Source organism: Ruegeria sp. CDSA236, from assembly GCF_059611285.1.
The window spans coordinates 1-15,821 of the sequence record NZ_JBXWPG010000011.1; the positions used below are offsets into that span (position 1 = coordinate 1).

The window sequence follows — 15,821 nt, forward strand, 5'->3', positions numbered from 1 at the left end:
CCAATCTCCTGAATCGGCTTCTTCTTCGCCTCACGCGCAATTTCGATGTCAGATTTATAGCTCATTGGGTTTCGGTCCCTGATTGAATTCCGTGCAAACCCGACGCAGAACGCCGGCGCTGCTCACTCCATACCGTTGTGTACCAAATTGGTGGCTATGGATTCCGACATAATTGCGCCTTGAAACGTCGTAGCGTCACATCGGCACCTTCCGATCGGAAATTGCGGTCCCTTATGGTGTCCAGGCTCTCTGATCGGGGACAAACAGTGTAAGCTCATCGCCCAGATTCAGCTCTCCGGGTCTTTCGACCCAAGCCGTGACCCCCCTCCGTCCCTGCGCTGCGGGCTTGAAGGCAGCACCATATCCGGGCAAGTCAGCCTCGATCTCGCGCCCTGGCAGGATACAGGGCCGGTTTTCCATGTCGATCGTCAGCGTCAGGCCATTTTCCACCTGCAAACGAGACGAGGGCGGAATATGGGTGAAATCCGGAATGCCGCGCAAGACAATGCTGACACCCAGATGGGACGGGTCCAGCTTACCCAAGCCCATTTCCTGCGCGATGGCATCAAGTTCTTCTGCGGACAGGATCGATAACTGCCGCACATTGCGAATTTCGGTGCCTACCGGGTACAGGTTTTTGACCCGCACACAAGAAGTACGATTCACCCCTTCGTGACGCGCGCCTTGATCACCCGAGAAACCCAAATCCAGACTGTCCACGGAATTGGCCCGGAGAGTTTTACCTGCTGGTACGTGGCCCAACCAAACAACTTCGCCCGTGAATTCGGTTTCGCGCAATACCGGCATATTTATCCCTTTTTCAGAACTGACATCTGATGCGGTATAAAGGGCAAACCTTCGCGATTGAAAAGAAAAAAGACCCGGGACAGGCCCGGGTCTTTGAAAGTTTAAGCCGTTGGTTCCGGCTCCATCCCGCCATCGGGCGGAGTTTTCTTAACCTTGGTTTTCGGAATGGCTGTCACGCTGGGGGCGCTGCCCTCATCAGGTTTGTCGCCCTCGTCATCGCTTTCGCTGGGCGGCTCGCCATTCATGACGCGTTTGATCTCGTCACCGGTCAGGGTTTCATATTCCAGCAGCCCTTGGGCCAGACGTTCCCATTGCTCGTTCTGTTCTGACAGGATCTGATGCGCACGCTCATATCCTTGCTGGATCAGGCGCTTGACCTCTTCCTCGATCAGTTCCTTGGTATGGGCCGAGACCGAGAACCCGGCAGTGTTGCCAGAATAGCCATCATGCGCTTCGGCATAGTCGATATTGCCGACCTTGTCCGACATGCCCCAGCGCATCACCATCGCCCGCGACAGTTGGCTGGCCTGCATGATATCGCCCGCCGGACCGTTCGAGACATGGTCCTCGCCATATTTGATCACCTCAGCCGCCTTACCGGCCATGGTCATGGCCAGCTTTTGCTCACACTCATCGCGGTGATAGTTTAGGCGGTCCATTTCTGGCAGTGACACCACCATGCCCAGCGCACCACCACGCGGAATGATCGTTGCCTTATAGACCGGATCACACAACGGCAGCGTCATACCAACAACGGCATGCCCTGATTCGTGATAGGCAGTCTTTTCCTTCTGGTCCTGGGTCAGCACCATCGAGCGGCGCTCGGCACCCATCATCACCTTGTCCTTGGCATTCTCGAAATCTTCCATGGTAACAAAGCGGCGACCGACGCGGGCGGCCATCAGCGCGGCCTCATTCACGAGGTTGGCCAGATCAGCACCCGAGAAGCCCGGAGTCCCGCGCGCGATGATGCGCAGATCGACATCAGGTCCGAGAGGCGTCTTGCGTGCGTGAACGCCCAAGATCTTCTCGCGGCCTTTGATGTCGGGGTTGCCGACAGTCACGTTGCGGTCGAAACGGCCCGGACGCAGCAGCGCAGGGTCCAAAACGTCCTTACGGTTGGTGGCCGCCAGGATAATCACGCCCTCATTGGCCTCGAACCCGTCCATCTCGACGAGCAACTGGTTGAGCGTTTGTTCACGTTCGTCATTACCCCCGCCATAACCGGCACCACGATGGCGGCCAACGGCGTCAATCTCGTCAATAAAGACGATACAGGGAGCGTTTTTCTTGGCCTGTTCGAACATGTCGCGGACACGGGATGCACCGACACCGACGAACATCTCAACAAAGTCCGAACCCGAAATGGTGAAGAAGGGCACACCCGCCTCACCCGCAATGGCGCGGGCCAGCAGCGTTTTACCGGTCCCCGGAGGGCCCACCAACAAAGCGCCTTTTGGAATCTTGCCACCCAGACGACTGAATTTCTGCGGATTGCGCAAGAATTCTACGATCTCTTCCAATTCTTCCTTGGCCTCGTCGATGCCAGCGACATCATCAAAAGTTACACGGCCATGCTTTTCGGTCAGCATCTTGGCTTTGGACTTGCCAAAGCCCATCGCGCCACCTTTGCCGCCACCCTGCATCCGGTTCATGAAGTAGACCCAGACACCGATCAGCAGCAGGAAAGGAAGAAGAGTGACCAGGAAAGACTGAATGCCCGATTGCTGTTGTTTCACAGCCTGAACCGGGATGCTTTCATCGATCAGCAGTTTGGTCACCTCGGCATCGCCGGGCTTGATCGTGACATAGCTTGCGCCGCTTTGCGTGGTATAGCGAATTTGTTCGCCATCCAATGTCACGTTTTTGACTTCGCCGCCTTCAACAGCGGTCACGAAATCAGAATAGGTTCTTTCATTGCTCTGAAGCGTTCCACCTGGTCCGCTGAACAGATTGAACAGTGCAAGGATCAGCAAAAACAGAACGACCCAAAAGGCGATGTTACGAGCGTTGCCCAAGAAAAATCTCCCAAAAGATTTCGGCAGATGGGGATCTGCCGGGTTGATCTTTAAAATAGAGATGATTCAAGCAGGTTCAATGCGATAAAACCGAAGAGTGAAACTCGGGCTCTTCTGGCGTCAGTTCTGCAAGCCAACCATTTGAGAAACCCACCATAGGTGCAGATACCAAGACCTCTCCACTCCAGACGGACGGAGACGCCAGAAGCGCGGCGCGCGGTTTTCCAAGTGCACGCCAATCTGGCACGGCCTGCAAACCAGCCGCACCTAACGGGTGAACCTGCGCGTCGGGAATCGCCGGGCCAGACAGGATCCACCGTCCATCCCAAATCTGACCGGGTGCGCCGGGTGCGCTCTCAACGGCATTTAGCTCTCTGCAAATCCACATTTTATCGGCTTTTGGGATCAAGAGGCATCCACCAATCGTTGCCGCCTCACCCTGATCAATCGCGAGCAGCGCCCGGTCTGTTGCAGCCTGACGCGGTGGATATCCGCGGCCCGCAATCCAGCGGACACAACCTATAAGAAGACGACGTCGGATTTCCGCAGGCAGAGTGGAAAATCGCGCGCGATTGACACAGATATCGCCGCCATCGACACTCAGGACCTGACGGGCGGATTCCTGCGTAATCTGCTCTACTGCTTCACGGGCTTGAGCAAGGTTTTCAGCAACGCGGGACAGAGAATGCACCGAAATCCCAATTTCGGATAAGCCGGTCAACGCGTTGCGCGCCTTGATACGATCAAACCGCCGGTCGTGATTCGATGGATCCTCGATCCAATCTGCCCCAATCTCGGCAAGATAATCGCGCAGTTGTTGCCGGGTAATCCCCAACATCGGTCGCAGCAGCATGATCCCTTGATAGTTCCGCATTGCGGGCATGCCGGACAATCCCGTCACACCAGCAGCGCGCGCCAATCGCATCAGCATGGTTTCGGCTTGATCATCGGCGGTGTGTCCCAGGGCAATCGCGCCGATCTGCTTGTCACGCGCCCAGTCTGACAGCAACTGGTACCGGGCCTGCCGCGCCCTATCCTGCAGGTTACCTGTCTGGTCCCACCCCTGCCAGTGCAACGTCTCATGTGGAAGGCCCAGACCCTGGGCAAGCTGCGCCACCCAATCTGCCTCCGCCACCGCTTCGGGGCGCAGATTGTGGTTCACCGTGGCGACAAACAGCTCAACCTGTTCCTCTTGGGCGATGTGCTTCAACAAACTCAGCAAAGCAACTGAGTCACCGCCACCGGATACCGCAACACCTAGACGGCGCGGAAGGTTTTCCGGCAATCGCGCGCGGAGTTCGGATTTCAGGAGTGTGCCTTGTGTGGTCAAGTACAACCCAGTGACGTCATTTCCTGCGTGGCGCTGGAGACCAATGCCGAGGCCGGGAACCGGACGCTAACCTCGCTCAGTGTGATACACGCCTGTTCGGTCTGTCCCAGACGGCCCAGCGCAGCACCCAGTTCGAACAAAGCCTCAGGCGCATAGGCGCCTTCGGAATCACCCGTGAAGCTGGCCAGAAAAGCCCTTGCAGCTTCGCGGGTGTCGCCAATGCCCTCCAACGCCTGTCCGCGCTTTAGGTGTGCTTCGGGCGCAAGCGGGCTTCCGGGATATGATGTATCGAATACTGCGAACTGATCCGCGGCGGCCTGGAAGTTTCCATCGGCCAGCGCCTGAGCAGCGGCATTGAAATCCGCTTGCTCGCCTACTGCCAACTCACCCAGGTCGGCATCGGTTGGCCCTGTCGGAGCAGCAGGGGCTACGGATGTGATGTCCGTTTCTCCGCCCAGAGTTGTTGTATCACCGAGCGTACTCAGGTCACCGCCTTCCAGTTCGACCAAGCGAAACTCAAGATCACCGATCCTGTTAGTGCCGTCGGTTACGATATTCTGTACACGCTGGTTCAACTGCTCGGTCTGGCGCGTCAGGCGCTGCAATTCGGCCTCTATGGCATCAACGCGTTCAAGTATCGAACTGCCGGACAGGTTCGGGGCCGGAGAGCCGGTTGTTGAAAACTCGCGCTTGAGCCGCTGAATTTCCACATGCAGCACCGTCAGTTCCTGCCGGATATCCGCCAAGGTTTGCTGATCCTGTGCTTGTGCCAAACCAGCGGTCGCCAAAACTGCGGCCAGAACCCATCCTGCTAGTTTCATCGTCTTATCCCAAAGTTGATCCGGTCAGCACCGTGACTGCACGACGGTTTTTCGAATAGCAGTCCTCGGTGCTGCAAATCTCGATCGGACGCTCTTTGCCAAAGCTGACAGTTGTCAGCCGGTTGCCCGCTACTCCGCGGGAAATCAGGAACTCGCGGGCGGCATTTGCCCGGCGCGCACCCAGTGCGAGGTTATACTCACGCGTGCCCTGCTCATCCGCATGGCCTTCGATCGTTGCCACAAAGTCGGGGTTGGCCATCAGCCAGTCGGCCTGCCCCTGCAGCACTGACTGCGCCTGCGGTGTCAGCGTCGACTGATCGACCGAAAACAGAACCCGGTCACCAACAGTTTGCTGGAAATATGCAGGCGAGCGCGGATCACTTGGAGAGCCCGCGGCCAGCCCGCCATTTGCGCCATTGCCAAAGCCGCCGCCCAGCGCAGACGGATCGTTATTGGTGCAGGCCGCCAACGCGCCAAACACACCTAGTGCTAGGATTTTGCCCAATACGTTCATCTCAGGTGCCTCGTTGTTTTTTCTCTTTATTGCCGTCTCTGTAGCATAGTGCAGGTTCCTTGTGAACTTTTCCTGCCAGCAGCCGTGATCAATTCTGCAGTGGACCCCATGACGGATCGCTGCCCCCATCCGGGGTGCGGATCGGGCGCAGGTTGCGTCCCGAGATATCAACCGAATACAGCGTCGCCCGGCCACTTGCGCCCTGGGTTTCTCGGGTGAACATGATCACGCGACCATTAGGGGACCATGTCGGTCCTTCGTCCAGAAACGACGAGGTCAGCAAACGCTCTTCGCTGCCATCTGTTCGCATGACACCGATATGAAATCGGCCTTTGTTCTGCTTGGTAAACGCAATCAGATCGCCACGGGGGGACCAGACCGGCGTTCCATAACGGCCCTGACCAAAGCTGATCCGCGTCGCCTCGCCCCCGTTTGCGGGCATGATGTAAAGCTGTGGCGTGCCCGAACGGTCGCTTTCAAACACGATCTGGGAACCGTCTGGCGAATAGCTGGGGGCGGTTTCGATCGCGGGCGTATTGGTCAGCCGCACGCTTTGCCCGGAAGCCAGATCCATTTTCCACAGGTCCGTATTGCCGCCCTGAATAAGCGAATAGACGATCGACCGTCCATCCGGCGAAAACCGGGGCGAAAAGCTCATCGTGCCGCCCTGGGTGTTCAACTCAGTCCGCCTGACCCGCTCGATATCCAGAACATAGATGCGCGGCTGACCGGATTCGTAGCTGGTATAGAGCAGTTGATCACCGGCAGGTGAAAAGCGTGGTGCCAGAACAATGGCGGCGCTGTCGGTCAGGTACTGCACATTCGCACCATCATAATCCATGATCGCCAGCCGTTTCAGGCGCTGGTTTTTGGGGCCGCTTTCCGAGACAAAGGCAACGCGACTGTCGAAATAGGCGCCCTCGCCCGTTACACGGCTATAGACTTGATCCGCCACTTTATGGGCCATGCGCCGCCACCCTTCAGTCGTCCCGGCAAACTGCAGACCGTTGCCCAGCTCCTGCCCAGAAAACACATCCCAGACCCTGAACCGCACCGTCAGGCGATTGCCCGACACATTCACAGCACCTGTCACCAAAGCCTCGGCATTGATGGCTTTCCAATCCGCAAACCGAACGGGATCTTCAAAGCTGGCCACTTGGCTGATGAAAGCATCAGACAGAATTTCGCGAAACAGCCCCGTTCCGGTCAGATCCGCCGCCACAACCCGCGAGATATCCTGGGCGTATTGGGCTGCCGCCGTACTATCGGGAACAAAACTTGGAACCGCAAAGGGCAAGGGTTCGATGATCCCCTGATCCAACTCCAGGCGGAGCGGCCCACTTTGGGCGTGAACGGGTGCCGACACCAGTGTCAGGCCAAGCAACAGGCTGGTCAGAAGTCTCATCATTTGATCCGCATCCTCTCGGGATTGAATGTAATCTCAATATCCTGCCAATGCTCGTATTTATCGGTTGGCAGGTCATATCCTTTGGCTCCACAGCGCAAAATGGCACGTCGAGCGGCCTCATAGGCTTGTCTGGCTGCGCCGTCAGAACCGCCTGAGCTGTCGATCATGCGCAAGCTGCCGCCAACCACCTTGCCATCAGGGGTCAACGAAAATCCGACAACAACAACTGTCTGCAGAGCATCCGTGGACAAGGACCCGACGTTCCAGCATTGGGAAACGGCCAATCGCATCGCGTCCTTTTCGCCGCTGGTCAAGGGCGGACCAGAGGGTTCACTCCCTTGTCCCAACGCCTCGGCCAGCGCATCGTTGATGGCTGTTTCCGTCTGCGCGGGCTCTGTGGGTTCGGGCTCGGGCGTCTCCGCCACTTCGGGCTCGACCGGTGGCGTCGGGCGGTTGGGACGGATCCGCGGGCGCGGCGATGTTCGGGGAGCGTTTTCTTTGGGCTCTTCCGCTTCGGTCACAATCTCGTCAGCCTTTTCCTCGGGGGCGGTCTGATCCTGCTGTTCCTGCTGGGTCTCGGCTCCCTCGTCCAAAGATACGGCCGGGGTTTCGATTTCATCAGGCGCGGCCTCGGGCGGAGGCGGCGCAACCGGCACCGGCGCAACATTCTCGGCCGGGCTGGGCTGTGCTTCTGGCCCAGAAGGCACCGTAAGGTCGACGGTCTCGGGGGCGGGAGTGTCCAACACCGGTGGCTGTTCAATCACCACCGGTTCTGGCGGCGGCTCAACCGGTTCAGGCTCAGGATCCGGGTCCGGGTCGGGTTCAGCAGGTTCCGCCTCTTGCAACGAAGGCTGCTCCTCCACTACCGGTTCCGACGCTGGATCCTCTTCTGTTGGGGCCTCAGGCGGCTGCAGCGCTGTTGGCGTCGGCACTTCGGGCGCATCCCGCTGAGCGGTCATTGCCGCAAATTGCTCAGCCGAAATGACCGAGACATCCTGCACGGCCATAGGTAATGGTTCGGACCGGAAGGTGCCGCCGAAAAATGCCCAACCAATCAGACTGACATGGGCAATCGCCGAGATCTTGGTGCCGGTATCCACCGTGCGGCCTCACTCTCCACCGTCGTCCAGTGTCGGGCCGCCCGTATCGGTCACCAGCCCCACATTGGAGAACCCACCCGCATTAAGCGCGCCCATTACCTGCATCACCTGCGCATAAGGGATCGCACCATCCGCGCGCAAAAACACTCGGTCGCTACTGCGTTCTGCTGCGATGGCACGCAGTTTTCCAATCAGCTCTTCGCGCAGAATATCCGTGGTTTGGATTTGCACCCTGCCATCCGCGGTCAGCGTGACGGTCAAAGGTTCCTCGTTATCGCCGGGCAGCGCACTGGCCGCCGTTTTAGGCAGATCAACCGGGACACCAACAGTCAGCAAGGGCGCAGCCACCATGAAGATGATAAGCAGCACCAGCATAACGTCCACAAAGGGTGTGACGTTGATCTCAGCCATCGGCTGCGCGCGACCGCGACGCCGACCCCGCCGGCGTCCATTCCCGCCCGAGGATTGCTGTACCGCAGCCCCCATCTCAGCTGTCCAGCTGGCGCGACAGAATGGTGGCGAACTCATCGGCAAAGGCTTCATAGCCTCCAACGATCCGATCACTATCTGCGCTGAGTTTGTTATAAAAAATCACCGCCGGAATCGCGGCCAACAGGCCCAGGCCGGTGGCCAGCAACGCCTCGGCAATACCGGGCGCGACAACAGCCAGGTTGGTGTTCTGCTGCTCGGCAATCTCGATGAACGCATTCATGATACCCCAAACCGTTCCGAACAGACCAATGAAGGGTGCAGTTGAGCCGACAGTGGCCAGAATGGGCAGGCCCTTTTGCAGCGCCTCGGCCTCTTTCGCGATGGCCACATCCATCGACCGATCAATGCGTGCAGTGGCACCAGCTATCAGCCCGCCATCAGTGCGGTGCGAGCGGCGCCATTCGATCATGCCCGAGGCAAATATCTTCTCCGAACTGCCATCGGGTTGGGTACCGATCTGCTCGAACAGTTCATCCAGGGGGTTCCCGGACCAGAAAGCCTCATCAAAAACCTGAGCTTCACGCCTTGCAGCACGGTAATTGATCAGTTTCTGGATGATGATCCCCCAGGACCAGACTGATGCGCCAATCAGCATCAGCATTACCAGTTTAACGATAAAAGTCGCGCGGGCAAAAAGCCCCCACATGGAGAAATCGATCTCCTGCGCCAGCGCCAGCGTTTCAGCTTCCATGAACCTGCTCTTTGTTTTGCCTGACAGCCTTACGGCCTTGTTTTGTCAAACGCTAACGCAGATGGGGGCGAATTGCCAACAGAACCACCCGGGCCCTGCAAATTGTTACAACAATGCGCGAATCTCTGCCGGAAGGCGTACGGGCTTGCCCTGCGCATTCATACAGACGGCGGTAACGATGGCGCGAAAAATCTCCTCTTCGCCCCGTTTGACCACTTGCGCCATGATCAGACGGACACCGGACAGAGACTTGATTTCGGTCTCGATCTCCAGATCGTCGTCAAATTTGGCCGGGGCCAGGTATTCCGCCTCGATCCGGCGTACGACCCAGACGATACCCGCGTCACGCATGGCATTCTGGTCATTGCCCAGGCGCCGCACATAGTCCGACCGGGCGCGTTCGATGTATTTCAAATAGTTAGCGTGATAGACCACGCCGCCCATATCGGTGTCTTCGTAATATACTTTAGCGGAATAGACGTGCTTCATTGCGGTTGATCCAATCTGGCAAACAATCTCAGCGCATGAGAGGCATCTTGCGCCGCGCCCGGCAGGACAGGATCGTATGCCGCCCGGATCAACCCGGCAATGTCTGGTCGCAATATCGTCGCGTCACCCGCCACTGCCAAAGGCGACTGGTTGCGAAAAGCGGTATCGGACCAGAGCAGCACCGTTTGCACCACCTGGCTGAGCGCAAGCGTTTCAGCGGGGACTTGCGACAATTCATTGTCCATCCGCAAAAACACAAAGGCCGCACGAATGGCGCCGTCTTCTTCAAAACGGAATATCCGGTACTGGTTGGCATCGGCCGCGATCAACCGATCAACCAACGGCCCCAGATCAGGGACCAAACGGTCCAGATCGGGCACTTCTGTCAGTTCTTTCCAGTCGCGGAAGAAAAAGACCATGCAGTTGGCGCCAAGCTCGGGGTCGGTTTCTGCCATCTGATGCCCTGCCAGTGTTACCACTGCCTCGAACGCGCCTTTGACCGTGGCCAAACTTTCATCTTCGACCCCAAAGACGATCGGCACGATGGGGCGGCCCCAGCGCGCAAACAGGAACTCTCCGCTTTCGCGGGTGAACAGGGCTTGAATGTCTTCGGGTGTCACGCGCAATCCTCGGCAATCGGACATTGTTTGGCGGAACCCTTAAAAGCTCACACGCGCGGCTTCAACCAAACAGATCGTTTTGCCCCTTGGGTGCGGCCATGCCCAGATGCGTCCACGCCTTCTGCGCCAGCATCCGGCCACGCGGTGTGCGTTGGATCAGGCCTTGCTGCAAGAGGAAGGGTTCGATCACCTCCTCCAGCGAGTCCCGGCTTTCCGACAAAGCTGCCGACAAGGTTTCGATACCTACCGGCCCGCCCGAGTAATTCTCGGCGATCAGCTTCAGATACCGGCGGTCCGCGCCGTCCAGCCCCAGATGATCGACCCCCAGCCGCGTCAACGCCCCATCAGCCAAATCGCGGGTGATCCGTCCATCGCCTTCGACGATTGCGAAATCCACCACCCGCCGCAGCAGGCGCCCGGCGATCCGAGGCGTTCCGCGTGACCGGCGCGCGATCTCTCGGGCACCACTGTCATCAGCCGGTGCTCCAAGCTTGCGCGCGTTGCGGGTGACAATCTCGTGCAATTCATCAACGGTATAGAACTGCAGGCGTGTCGGGATGCCAAAGCGGTCGCGCAGCGGCGTGGTCAGCAGCCCCATCCGGGTTGTGGCCCCGACCAGAGTAAACGGCTGCAACTCGATCCTCACCGTGCGCGCGGCCGGGCCTTCACCAATCACCAGATCCAGCTCGAAATCCTCCATCGCCGGGTACAGGACCTCTTCGACCGCTGGATTCAATCGATGGATTTCGTCAATGAACAGCACATCGCGCGCTTCCAGATTGGTCAGGATCGCCGCCAGATCGCCCGCCTTTGCCAGAACCGGGCCAGATGTCATCCGAAAATTCACGCCCAACTCACGCGCGATGATCTGCGCCAGCGTGGTCTTGCCCAGACCCGGAGGGCCATGGAACAGCGTATGATCCATTGCCTCACCCCTTTGGCGAGCGGATTGGATAAAGATACGCAGATTGGCGCGCGCCTCGGCTTGACCGATGAATTCGTCCAGTCCCTGCGGGCGCAAGGCGCGGTCATTGTCTTCCGGCAACGGCTCGGGGCGCAGGGTGGGATCGGCATCTACCATTCAATCACCCTTTCGGAGCCAATAGTTTCAACGCAGCGCGGATCAGGTCCGCCTCACCCGCTTCGGGCAAGCTTGCCGCGGCTTCGGCCACGGCTGACGCGGCCTCGGACGGGCCGTAGCCCAGATTGGAGAGTGCCGACAATGCCCCGGCAGATGCTGCTGCATTACCTGATGCGCTTATGGTGGGCCGCTTTGGCACAGGTGTCGGTTCAGTCAGTTCCACCACATCCAGCGCGGGGCCATCCATTGCCTCGGTCACCGTGCCGCCCATGGCCATAACGCCGGGCGCCTTGTCTTTGAGGTCCAGCACGATCCGCTGCGCGGTTTTTGGGCCCACGCCCTTGGCTGCCTTGACCGCCCCCCAATCGCCCAGAGCAATCGCCCTGCTGACACCATCGGGGCCCAAGGCGCTGAGGATTGCTAGCGAAACCTTGGCCCCGACCCCTTGCACCGAGCACAGCAGGCGATGCCACTCCTTCTCGACCAGCGAAAGGAACCCGTAAAGCTGCATCAAATCCTCGCGCACCACCATGTCGGTGTAGATCGAGATCGCCTCACCGACGCCCGGCAGCACAGCCATCGTACGGTCCGAGCAATAGACCAGATAGCCGACCCCACGCACGTCGATCAGCACGTGATCCGCCGCGCGGTAATCCAACCGGCCTGTCAGCTTGCCAATCATGCCCGCACCTGTTTCATCCGCGACTGTGGCGTTGCCCCGTAAAAGGAATGACAGATCGCTATCGCCAGCGCATCCGCGGCATCCGCGCCCTTGGGCTGACAGCCCGGCAGTTGCAACTTGACCATATGAAGAACCTGTTCCTTTTCGGCATGGCCCACGCCCACAACCGTTTTCTTGACTCGATTGGGCGCATATTCCCCCACCGGCAACCCGGCCTGCGCCAGCGTCAACAGTGCTACACCTCGTGCCTGACCCAGCTTAAGCGTACCGGCCCCGTCCTTGTTCACAAAGGTCTGTTCGATGGCGGCCTGATCGGGCTGATGCTCGGCAATCACTTCGACGATCTGATTATGGAGCGATAGCAACCGCTCTCCCAGATCATCCCCGTCCGATTTACATAACCCATTGGCAACATGACTGAGACGGCTGCCATGTGATTCGATGACGCCCCATCCCAGGGTCCGTAGCCCCGGATCAATGCCCAGAATTCGCATATATAGCCTCGGCCTGCTCGGGTTTGTGTGTTCTTTTTTACCGACTAGCACGAAACAAGAACATTTTCCAAGCGAATTGACTGATGGTCAGATTGCGACACGGTCGTCCTGTCTCCGACAGAATGAGCTGATTACGACCGGAAAATGTCGGGTTTCGACCAGTTTGATGAAGGCAAAATTGCCAATAAATTAAGGCGTTTCCATGTTTTTCGAGCATTGCAAAAAACGCATAGGACACATGCAATTTCTATGCTTGTGCAGTCAGAAAACCATCCCTAAATGCCCGTCAGATCGCAAGATCAGAGTTTAACACAAACCGGAAGGAAACAGGATATGGCTGCACTGGACACAACCCGCACCACCACTGGCTCATTTGGCCTCGTCGGCCGTATCGGTACGACTTTCGCAATGGTCGTAAACGCCGTTGTCGAATGGAATGATGCCCGCGTTACACGCAACGCGCTGAGCGGTCTGTCGGACCGCGAGCTGGAAGATATCGGCCTGTGCCGTGGCGACATTGAAATCGTCGTGGAAGGCCGCCGTTAAGGCAAAGCAAACCTACCGTTGATTTTCCCCTTCTCCCTCGGGGCAAAGAAGAACGCCGCGTATCCCCGGATACGCGGCGTTTCTAATCAAAGCGGAAGAAACTTAGCGGAGAACTTTGCTGAGTTGAGACGAGAGGGCCTGTGATACCGGGTCGATCTGCATGATCCATGCCCCCGCCTTCTCCACTTCGGTCCCTTGCGCAAGGCTATCGACACGATACTGGTAGGCCGACGACCCCAAGCTGGTCAACAAAAGCGTTTTGAATGCGAACAGCCCAGCCAAGCAGATCAGCAGAGCCTTTGCAGGCACCGCGGACTGAACCCGCTGTGGTTTCATTACAACCAAGCCATCTTTGCGCATAGTCGCACGATAACCACGGGTCATCTTCGAATGTTTCTTGTTCAGCCGATGAACGCGCTGATCAAATTCAATTTGTTTTCCAGTCATGGCAGCCTCCAAATCAACCGCCCCCCAATTCCACGTCATTGACGGTAAAAACAGATTGCGACAAAAAAGAGGCGAAACTCTACAAAACTCCTGCAAATGGCCCGATTTTAGCCCTGTTTGGTTAAGACTAGCGACGTCCATTCACCAATTTGGTCATTTCTAGAGGCATTGAAGCCATTTTGGAGATAAACGGAAACAACGTCCTCGGCTTGCTCGTTAAGGATTCCCGATAGAATCGCCTTACCCCCAACCCGCAGATTCGCTGAAATTTCGGGCGCCAGGGCCACCAATGGGCCTTTGAGGATGTTGGCGAATATCAGGTCATAGGGCGCAAGAGATTTCAGCTCCGGATGATCGAACCCCGCAGCCTCGACACATTGAACCTTCCCTGACATGCCGTTTGCCTTCAGGTTGGCTTCAGCAACTTCGACAGCAACCTGATCAATATCGCTGGCGATGATGTCCCCCTCCCAAACACGAGCGGCGGCCATCGCAAGAACGGCGGTGCCGCAACCGATATCTGCAACTTTTGTCGCGGTAAAACCCTGATCGAGCAGAAAATCCAGAGCCTTGAGACACCCAAGGGTGGTGCCGTGATGCCCGGTACCGAAAGCCATTGCAGCCTCAATCAACAAAGGGATACGGCCTTCGGGCAGCTTGTCGGCATCGTGACAGCCATAGACGAAAAAGCGGCCGGCCTCGACAGGCGCCAATTCACGGCGGACATGGGCGACCCAGTCGGTTTCGGGCAGTTCCGAGATTACAAAGGGTTTGGATCCGAACGCAGCCGCCAGAACCGCCAGTGCCGTTTCATCCGGCGTTTCGGTGAAGTAACCGCCAATCTCCCACAGGCCCGAGCCATCTTCGACTTCGAATACGCCCACGCCCGTGGGTTCGGGATCAAGACGCTCCATGGCTTCGCCCAGACCATCGGCGGACTTTTTGCCGGTCAGGGTGGTAAGCGCGGTGAATGTGGGCATGGGAGCCTCCTGTGTCAGCTGACACAGCGCCTAGGGTGCGGGCCCGCGAAGGTCAAGCATTGGCAGCTATTCCGCCGGAGCGGGCGCGTATTTCGACAGTATCGTCTCATTCCCAAGCTCTGGGTGGCGCGGGATCAGCAGCGACAGCGATAACGAAATCAACGCCATCGCTGCAGCCACTGCAAAGACCGCTCCCGGCGAGTACACCCAGAGCAGGCCCAGAAGCGCTGGTAGGAATACCGCGGCGATATGGTTGATCGTAAAGGCAACCGCTGCGGTTGGCGCAATATCTGCCGGATCGGCAATTTTCTGGAAATAGGTTTTAAGCGCCAGAGCCAGAGCGAAAAGCACATGGTCAATCACATAGAGAGTAGCCGCCAGAACAACGCCCCAACCGAACCAATAAATGCCGCCATAGGCTGCAAATACAACGGCGAGGCCTGCATATTCGAAAATCAAAGTGCGACGTTCACCGAATACCGACACAGCTTTGCCCAGCATCGGCGCAACCGAAATGTTGATAACCAGGTTGATCAAGAAAAGACCGGTGAGTTCGTGGACCTCAAACCCGAATTTCTCGACCATCATGAAACCGGCGAAAACGACAAAGATCTGACGACGCGCGCCCGCCATGAACTGAAGCGCATAGTACAGCCAGTATCGGCGGCGCAGCACAATTTTTTTGGTTTGCGGAGTCGGCGCGTCGAACTGCGGATAGGCGACCAGACAGAACAACGCCAGCAAAGCCGTCAGCCCGCCCGCAGCCATGAATACAGTGTTATAGGACAGATCGAAACGATCCCACGTCAGGACAATCAGCCCATAGATAACCAATGTCGAAGCTGATCCCATGGCGACCATCCAGCCCAGAAATTGCGGCGCTCGGTCCTTAGGCAACCACTGCAGCTGAAGGGATTGGTTCACGGTTTCATAATAGTGGAACCCGATCGAGCTCAGCAGTGTGACGAACAACAAGCCACCAAGGCTTGGGAACCACGCTGTCACCGCAGTCGCAACACCCAGCATGATCAGCGAGATCATCGCCAGCACCTGCTCCCGAACAAACAAGATCACGGCAATTACGCCTACAGCCAGAAAGCCTGGGATCTCGCGCACGGTATGCAGCAGGCCGATGTCGGCACCGTCGAAATTCGCCACTTCAATAACGAAATTGTTCAACAACGCGCTCCATGCGTTGAAAGCAATGGGCATGGTCAGTGCCATCACGAATAAAAGCGTGATGGGACGGCGCCAGAACGGAAGGCTTTGCGCCTCGGAAAGTGGCATGGGTTTCAGCATGA

General features: G+C 57.8%; 18 protein-coding genes. 1 reads left to right on the forward strand and 17 read right to left on the reverse strand.

Annotation, left to right across the window (positions count from 1 at the left end; all coding sequences use genetic code 11):
• Positions 1-231: 231 nt before the first annotated feature.
• The 14 genes from AC2FLB_RS16140 to ruvC all read right to left on the reverse strand — a co-directional run bounded on the left by AC2FLB_RS16140 (position 232) and on the right by ruvC (position 12,547).
• Positions 232-807, reverse strand: a complete 576-nt coding sequence (locus AC2FLB_RS16140) for an MOSC domain-containing protein (RefSeq protein ID WP_496692340.1) — start codon at positions 805-807, stop codon at positions 232-234.
• 101 nt (positions 808-908) lie between these two features.
• Entirely contained in the window at positions 909-2,825 is a 1,917-nt protein-coding gene (gene ftsH, locus AC2FLB_RS16145) for an ATP-dependent zinc metalloprotease FtsH (protein WP_142640196.1), read from the reverse strand.
• 76 nt (positions 2,826-2,901) lie between these two features.
• Positions 2,902-4,155, reverse strand: a complete 1,254-nt coding sequence (tilS, locus tag AC2FLB_RS16150) for a tRNA lysidine(34) synthetase TilS (RefSeq protein WP_496709642.1) — start codon at positions 4,153-4,155, stop codon at positions 2,902-2,904.
• The gene (gene ybgF / locus AC2FLB_RS16155; protein WP_496709643.1) at positions 4,152-4,976 is read right to left on the reverse strand and encodes a tol-pal system protein YbgF; all 825 of its coding nucleotides are present in this window, start codon (positions 4,974-4,976) and stop codon (positions 4,152-4,154) included. The genes tilS and ybgF overlap by 4 nt, the downstream gene beginning before the upstream one ends.
• Positions 4,977-4,980: 4 nt before the next feature.
• Positions 4,981-5,490 carry a peptidoglycan-associated lipoprotein Pal gene (gene pal, locus AC2FLB_RS16160; protein ID WP_281973807.1) on the reverse strand — a complete coding sequence of 170 codons (510 nt, stop codon included), beginning with the start codon at positions 5,488-5,490 and terminating at the stop codon, positions 4,981-4,983.
• 88 nt (positions 5,491-5,578) lie between these two features.
• Positions 5,579-6,898 carry a Tol-Pal system beta propeller repeat protein TolB gene (gene tolB, locus AC2FLB_RS16165; protein ID WP_496705371.1) on the reverse strand — a complete coding sequence of 440 codons (1,320 nt, stop codon included), beginning with the start codon at positions 6,896-6,898 and terminating at the stop codon, positions 5,579-5,581.
• On the reverse strand, positions 6,895-7,998 hold the full coding sequence (tolA, locus tag AC2FLB_RS16170; protein ID WP_496709644.1) for a cell envelope integrity protein TolA: 1,104 nt from the start codon (positions 7,996-7,998) through the stop codon (positions 6,895-6,897). Before tolA ends, tolB begins: the two co-directional genes overlap by 4 nt.
• 9 nt (positions 7,999-8,007) lie before the next feature.
• The gene (tolR, locus tag AC2FLB_RS16175) at positions 8,008-8,484 is read right to left on the reverse strand and encodes a protein TolR (RefSeq protein ID WP_142640204.1); all 477 of its coding nucleotides are present in this window, start codon (positions 8,482-8,484) and stop codon (positions 8,008-8,010) included.
• A gap of 1 nt (position 8,485) precedes the next feature.
• Positions 8,486-9,181 (reverse strand): protein TolQ, encoded by a 696-nt coding sequence (tolQ, locus tag AC2FLB_RS16180; RefSeq protein WP_142640185.1) that lies wholly within the window; start codon positions 9,179-9,181, stop codon positions 8,486-8,488.
• A 105-nt stretch (positions 9,182-9,286) separates the two neighbouring features.
• A complete protein-coding gene (gene ybgC / locus AC2FLB_RS16185; protein WP_496709645.1) occupies positions 9,287-9,670 on the reverse strand; it encodes a tol-pal system-associated acyl-CoA thioesterase in 384 nt (127 codons plus the stop codon).
• On the reverse strand, positions 9,667-10,290 hold the full coding sequence (locus AC2FLB_RS16190; RefSeq protein WP_496703806.1) for a hypothetical protein: 624 nt from the start codon (positions 10,288-10,290) through the stop codon (positions 9,667-9,669). Before AC2FLB_RS16190 ends, ybgC begins: the two co-directional genes overlap by 4 nt.
• A 61-nt stretch (positions 10,291-10,351) precedes the next feature.
• Positions 10,352-11,371 (reverse strand): Holliday junction branch migration DNA helicase RuvB, encoded by a 1,020-nt coding sequence (ruvB, locus tag AC2FLB_RS16195; RefSeq protein ID WP_496692333.1) that lies wholly within the window; start codon positions 11,369-11,371, stop codon positions 10,352-10,354.
• Between the two features lie 4 nt (positions 11,372-11,375).
• Positions 11,376-12,053: a Holliday junction branch migration protein RuvA gene (ruvA, locus tag AC2FLB_RS16200; RefSeq protein WP_496709646.1), complete on the reverse strand. Its 678-nt coding sequence runs from the start codon at positions 12,051-12,053 to the stop codon at positions 11,376-11,378.
• Positions 12,050-12,547: a crossover junction endodeoxyribonuclease RuvC gene (ruvC, locus tag AC2FLB_RS16205; RefSeq protein WP_142640175.1), complete on the reverse strand. Its 498-nt coding sequence runs from the start codon at positions 12,545-12,547 to the stop codon at positions 12,050-12,052. The genes ruvA and ruvC overlap by 4 nt, the downstream gene beginning before the upstream one ends.
• 333 nt (positions 12,548-12,880) lie before the next feature.
• Here ruvC and AC2FLB_RS16210 point away from each other — a divergent pair, with 333 nt between their 5' ends.
• On the forward strand, positions 12,881-13,093 hold the full coding sequence (locus tag AC2FLB_RS16210) for a DUF1127 domain-containing protein (RefSeq protein WP_496692332.1): 213 nt from the start codon (positions 12,881-12,883) through the stop codon (positions 13,091-13,093).
• A 102-nt stretch (positions 13,094-13,195) separates the two neighbouring features.
• Here AC2FLB_RS16210 and AC2FLB_RS16215 read toward each other — a convergent pair whose 3' ends face one another.
• The 3 genes from AC2FLB_RS16215 to AC2FLB_RS16225 all read right to left on the reverse strand — a co-directional run bounded on the left by AC2FLB_RS16215 (position 13,196) and on the right by AC2FLB_RS16225 (position 15,819).
• Positions 13,196-13,540, reverse strand: coding sequence for a hypothetical protein (locus tag AC2FLB_RS16215; RefSeq protein WP_142640171.1), 345 nt, complete (start codon positions 13,538-13,540; stop codon positions 13,196-13,198).
• 107 nt (positions 13,541-13,647) lie between these two features.
• Positions 13,648-14,520: a 50S ribosomal protein L11 methyltransferase gene (locus tag AC2FLB_RS16220; RefSeq protein WP_496709647.1), complete on the reverse strand. Its 873-nt coding sequence runs from the start codon at positions 14,518-14,520 to the stop codon at positions 13,648-13,650.
• 66 nt (positions 14,521-14,586) lie between these two features.
• Entirely contained in the window at positions 14,587-15,819 is a 1,233-nt protein-coding gene (locus AC2FLB_RS16225) for an MFS transporter (RefSeq protein ID WP_271952281.1), read from the reverse strand.
• Positions 15,820-15,821: the final 2 nt, after the last annotated feature.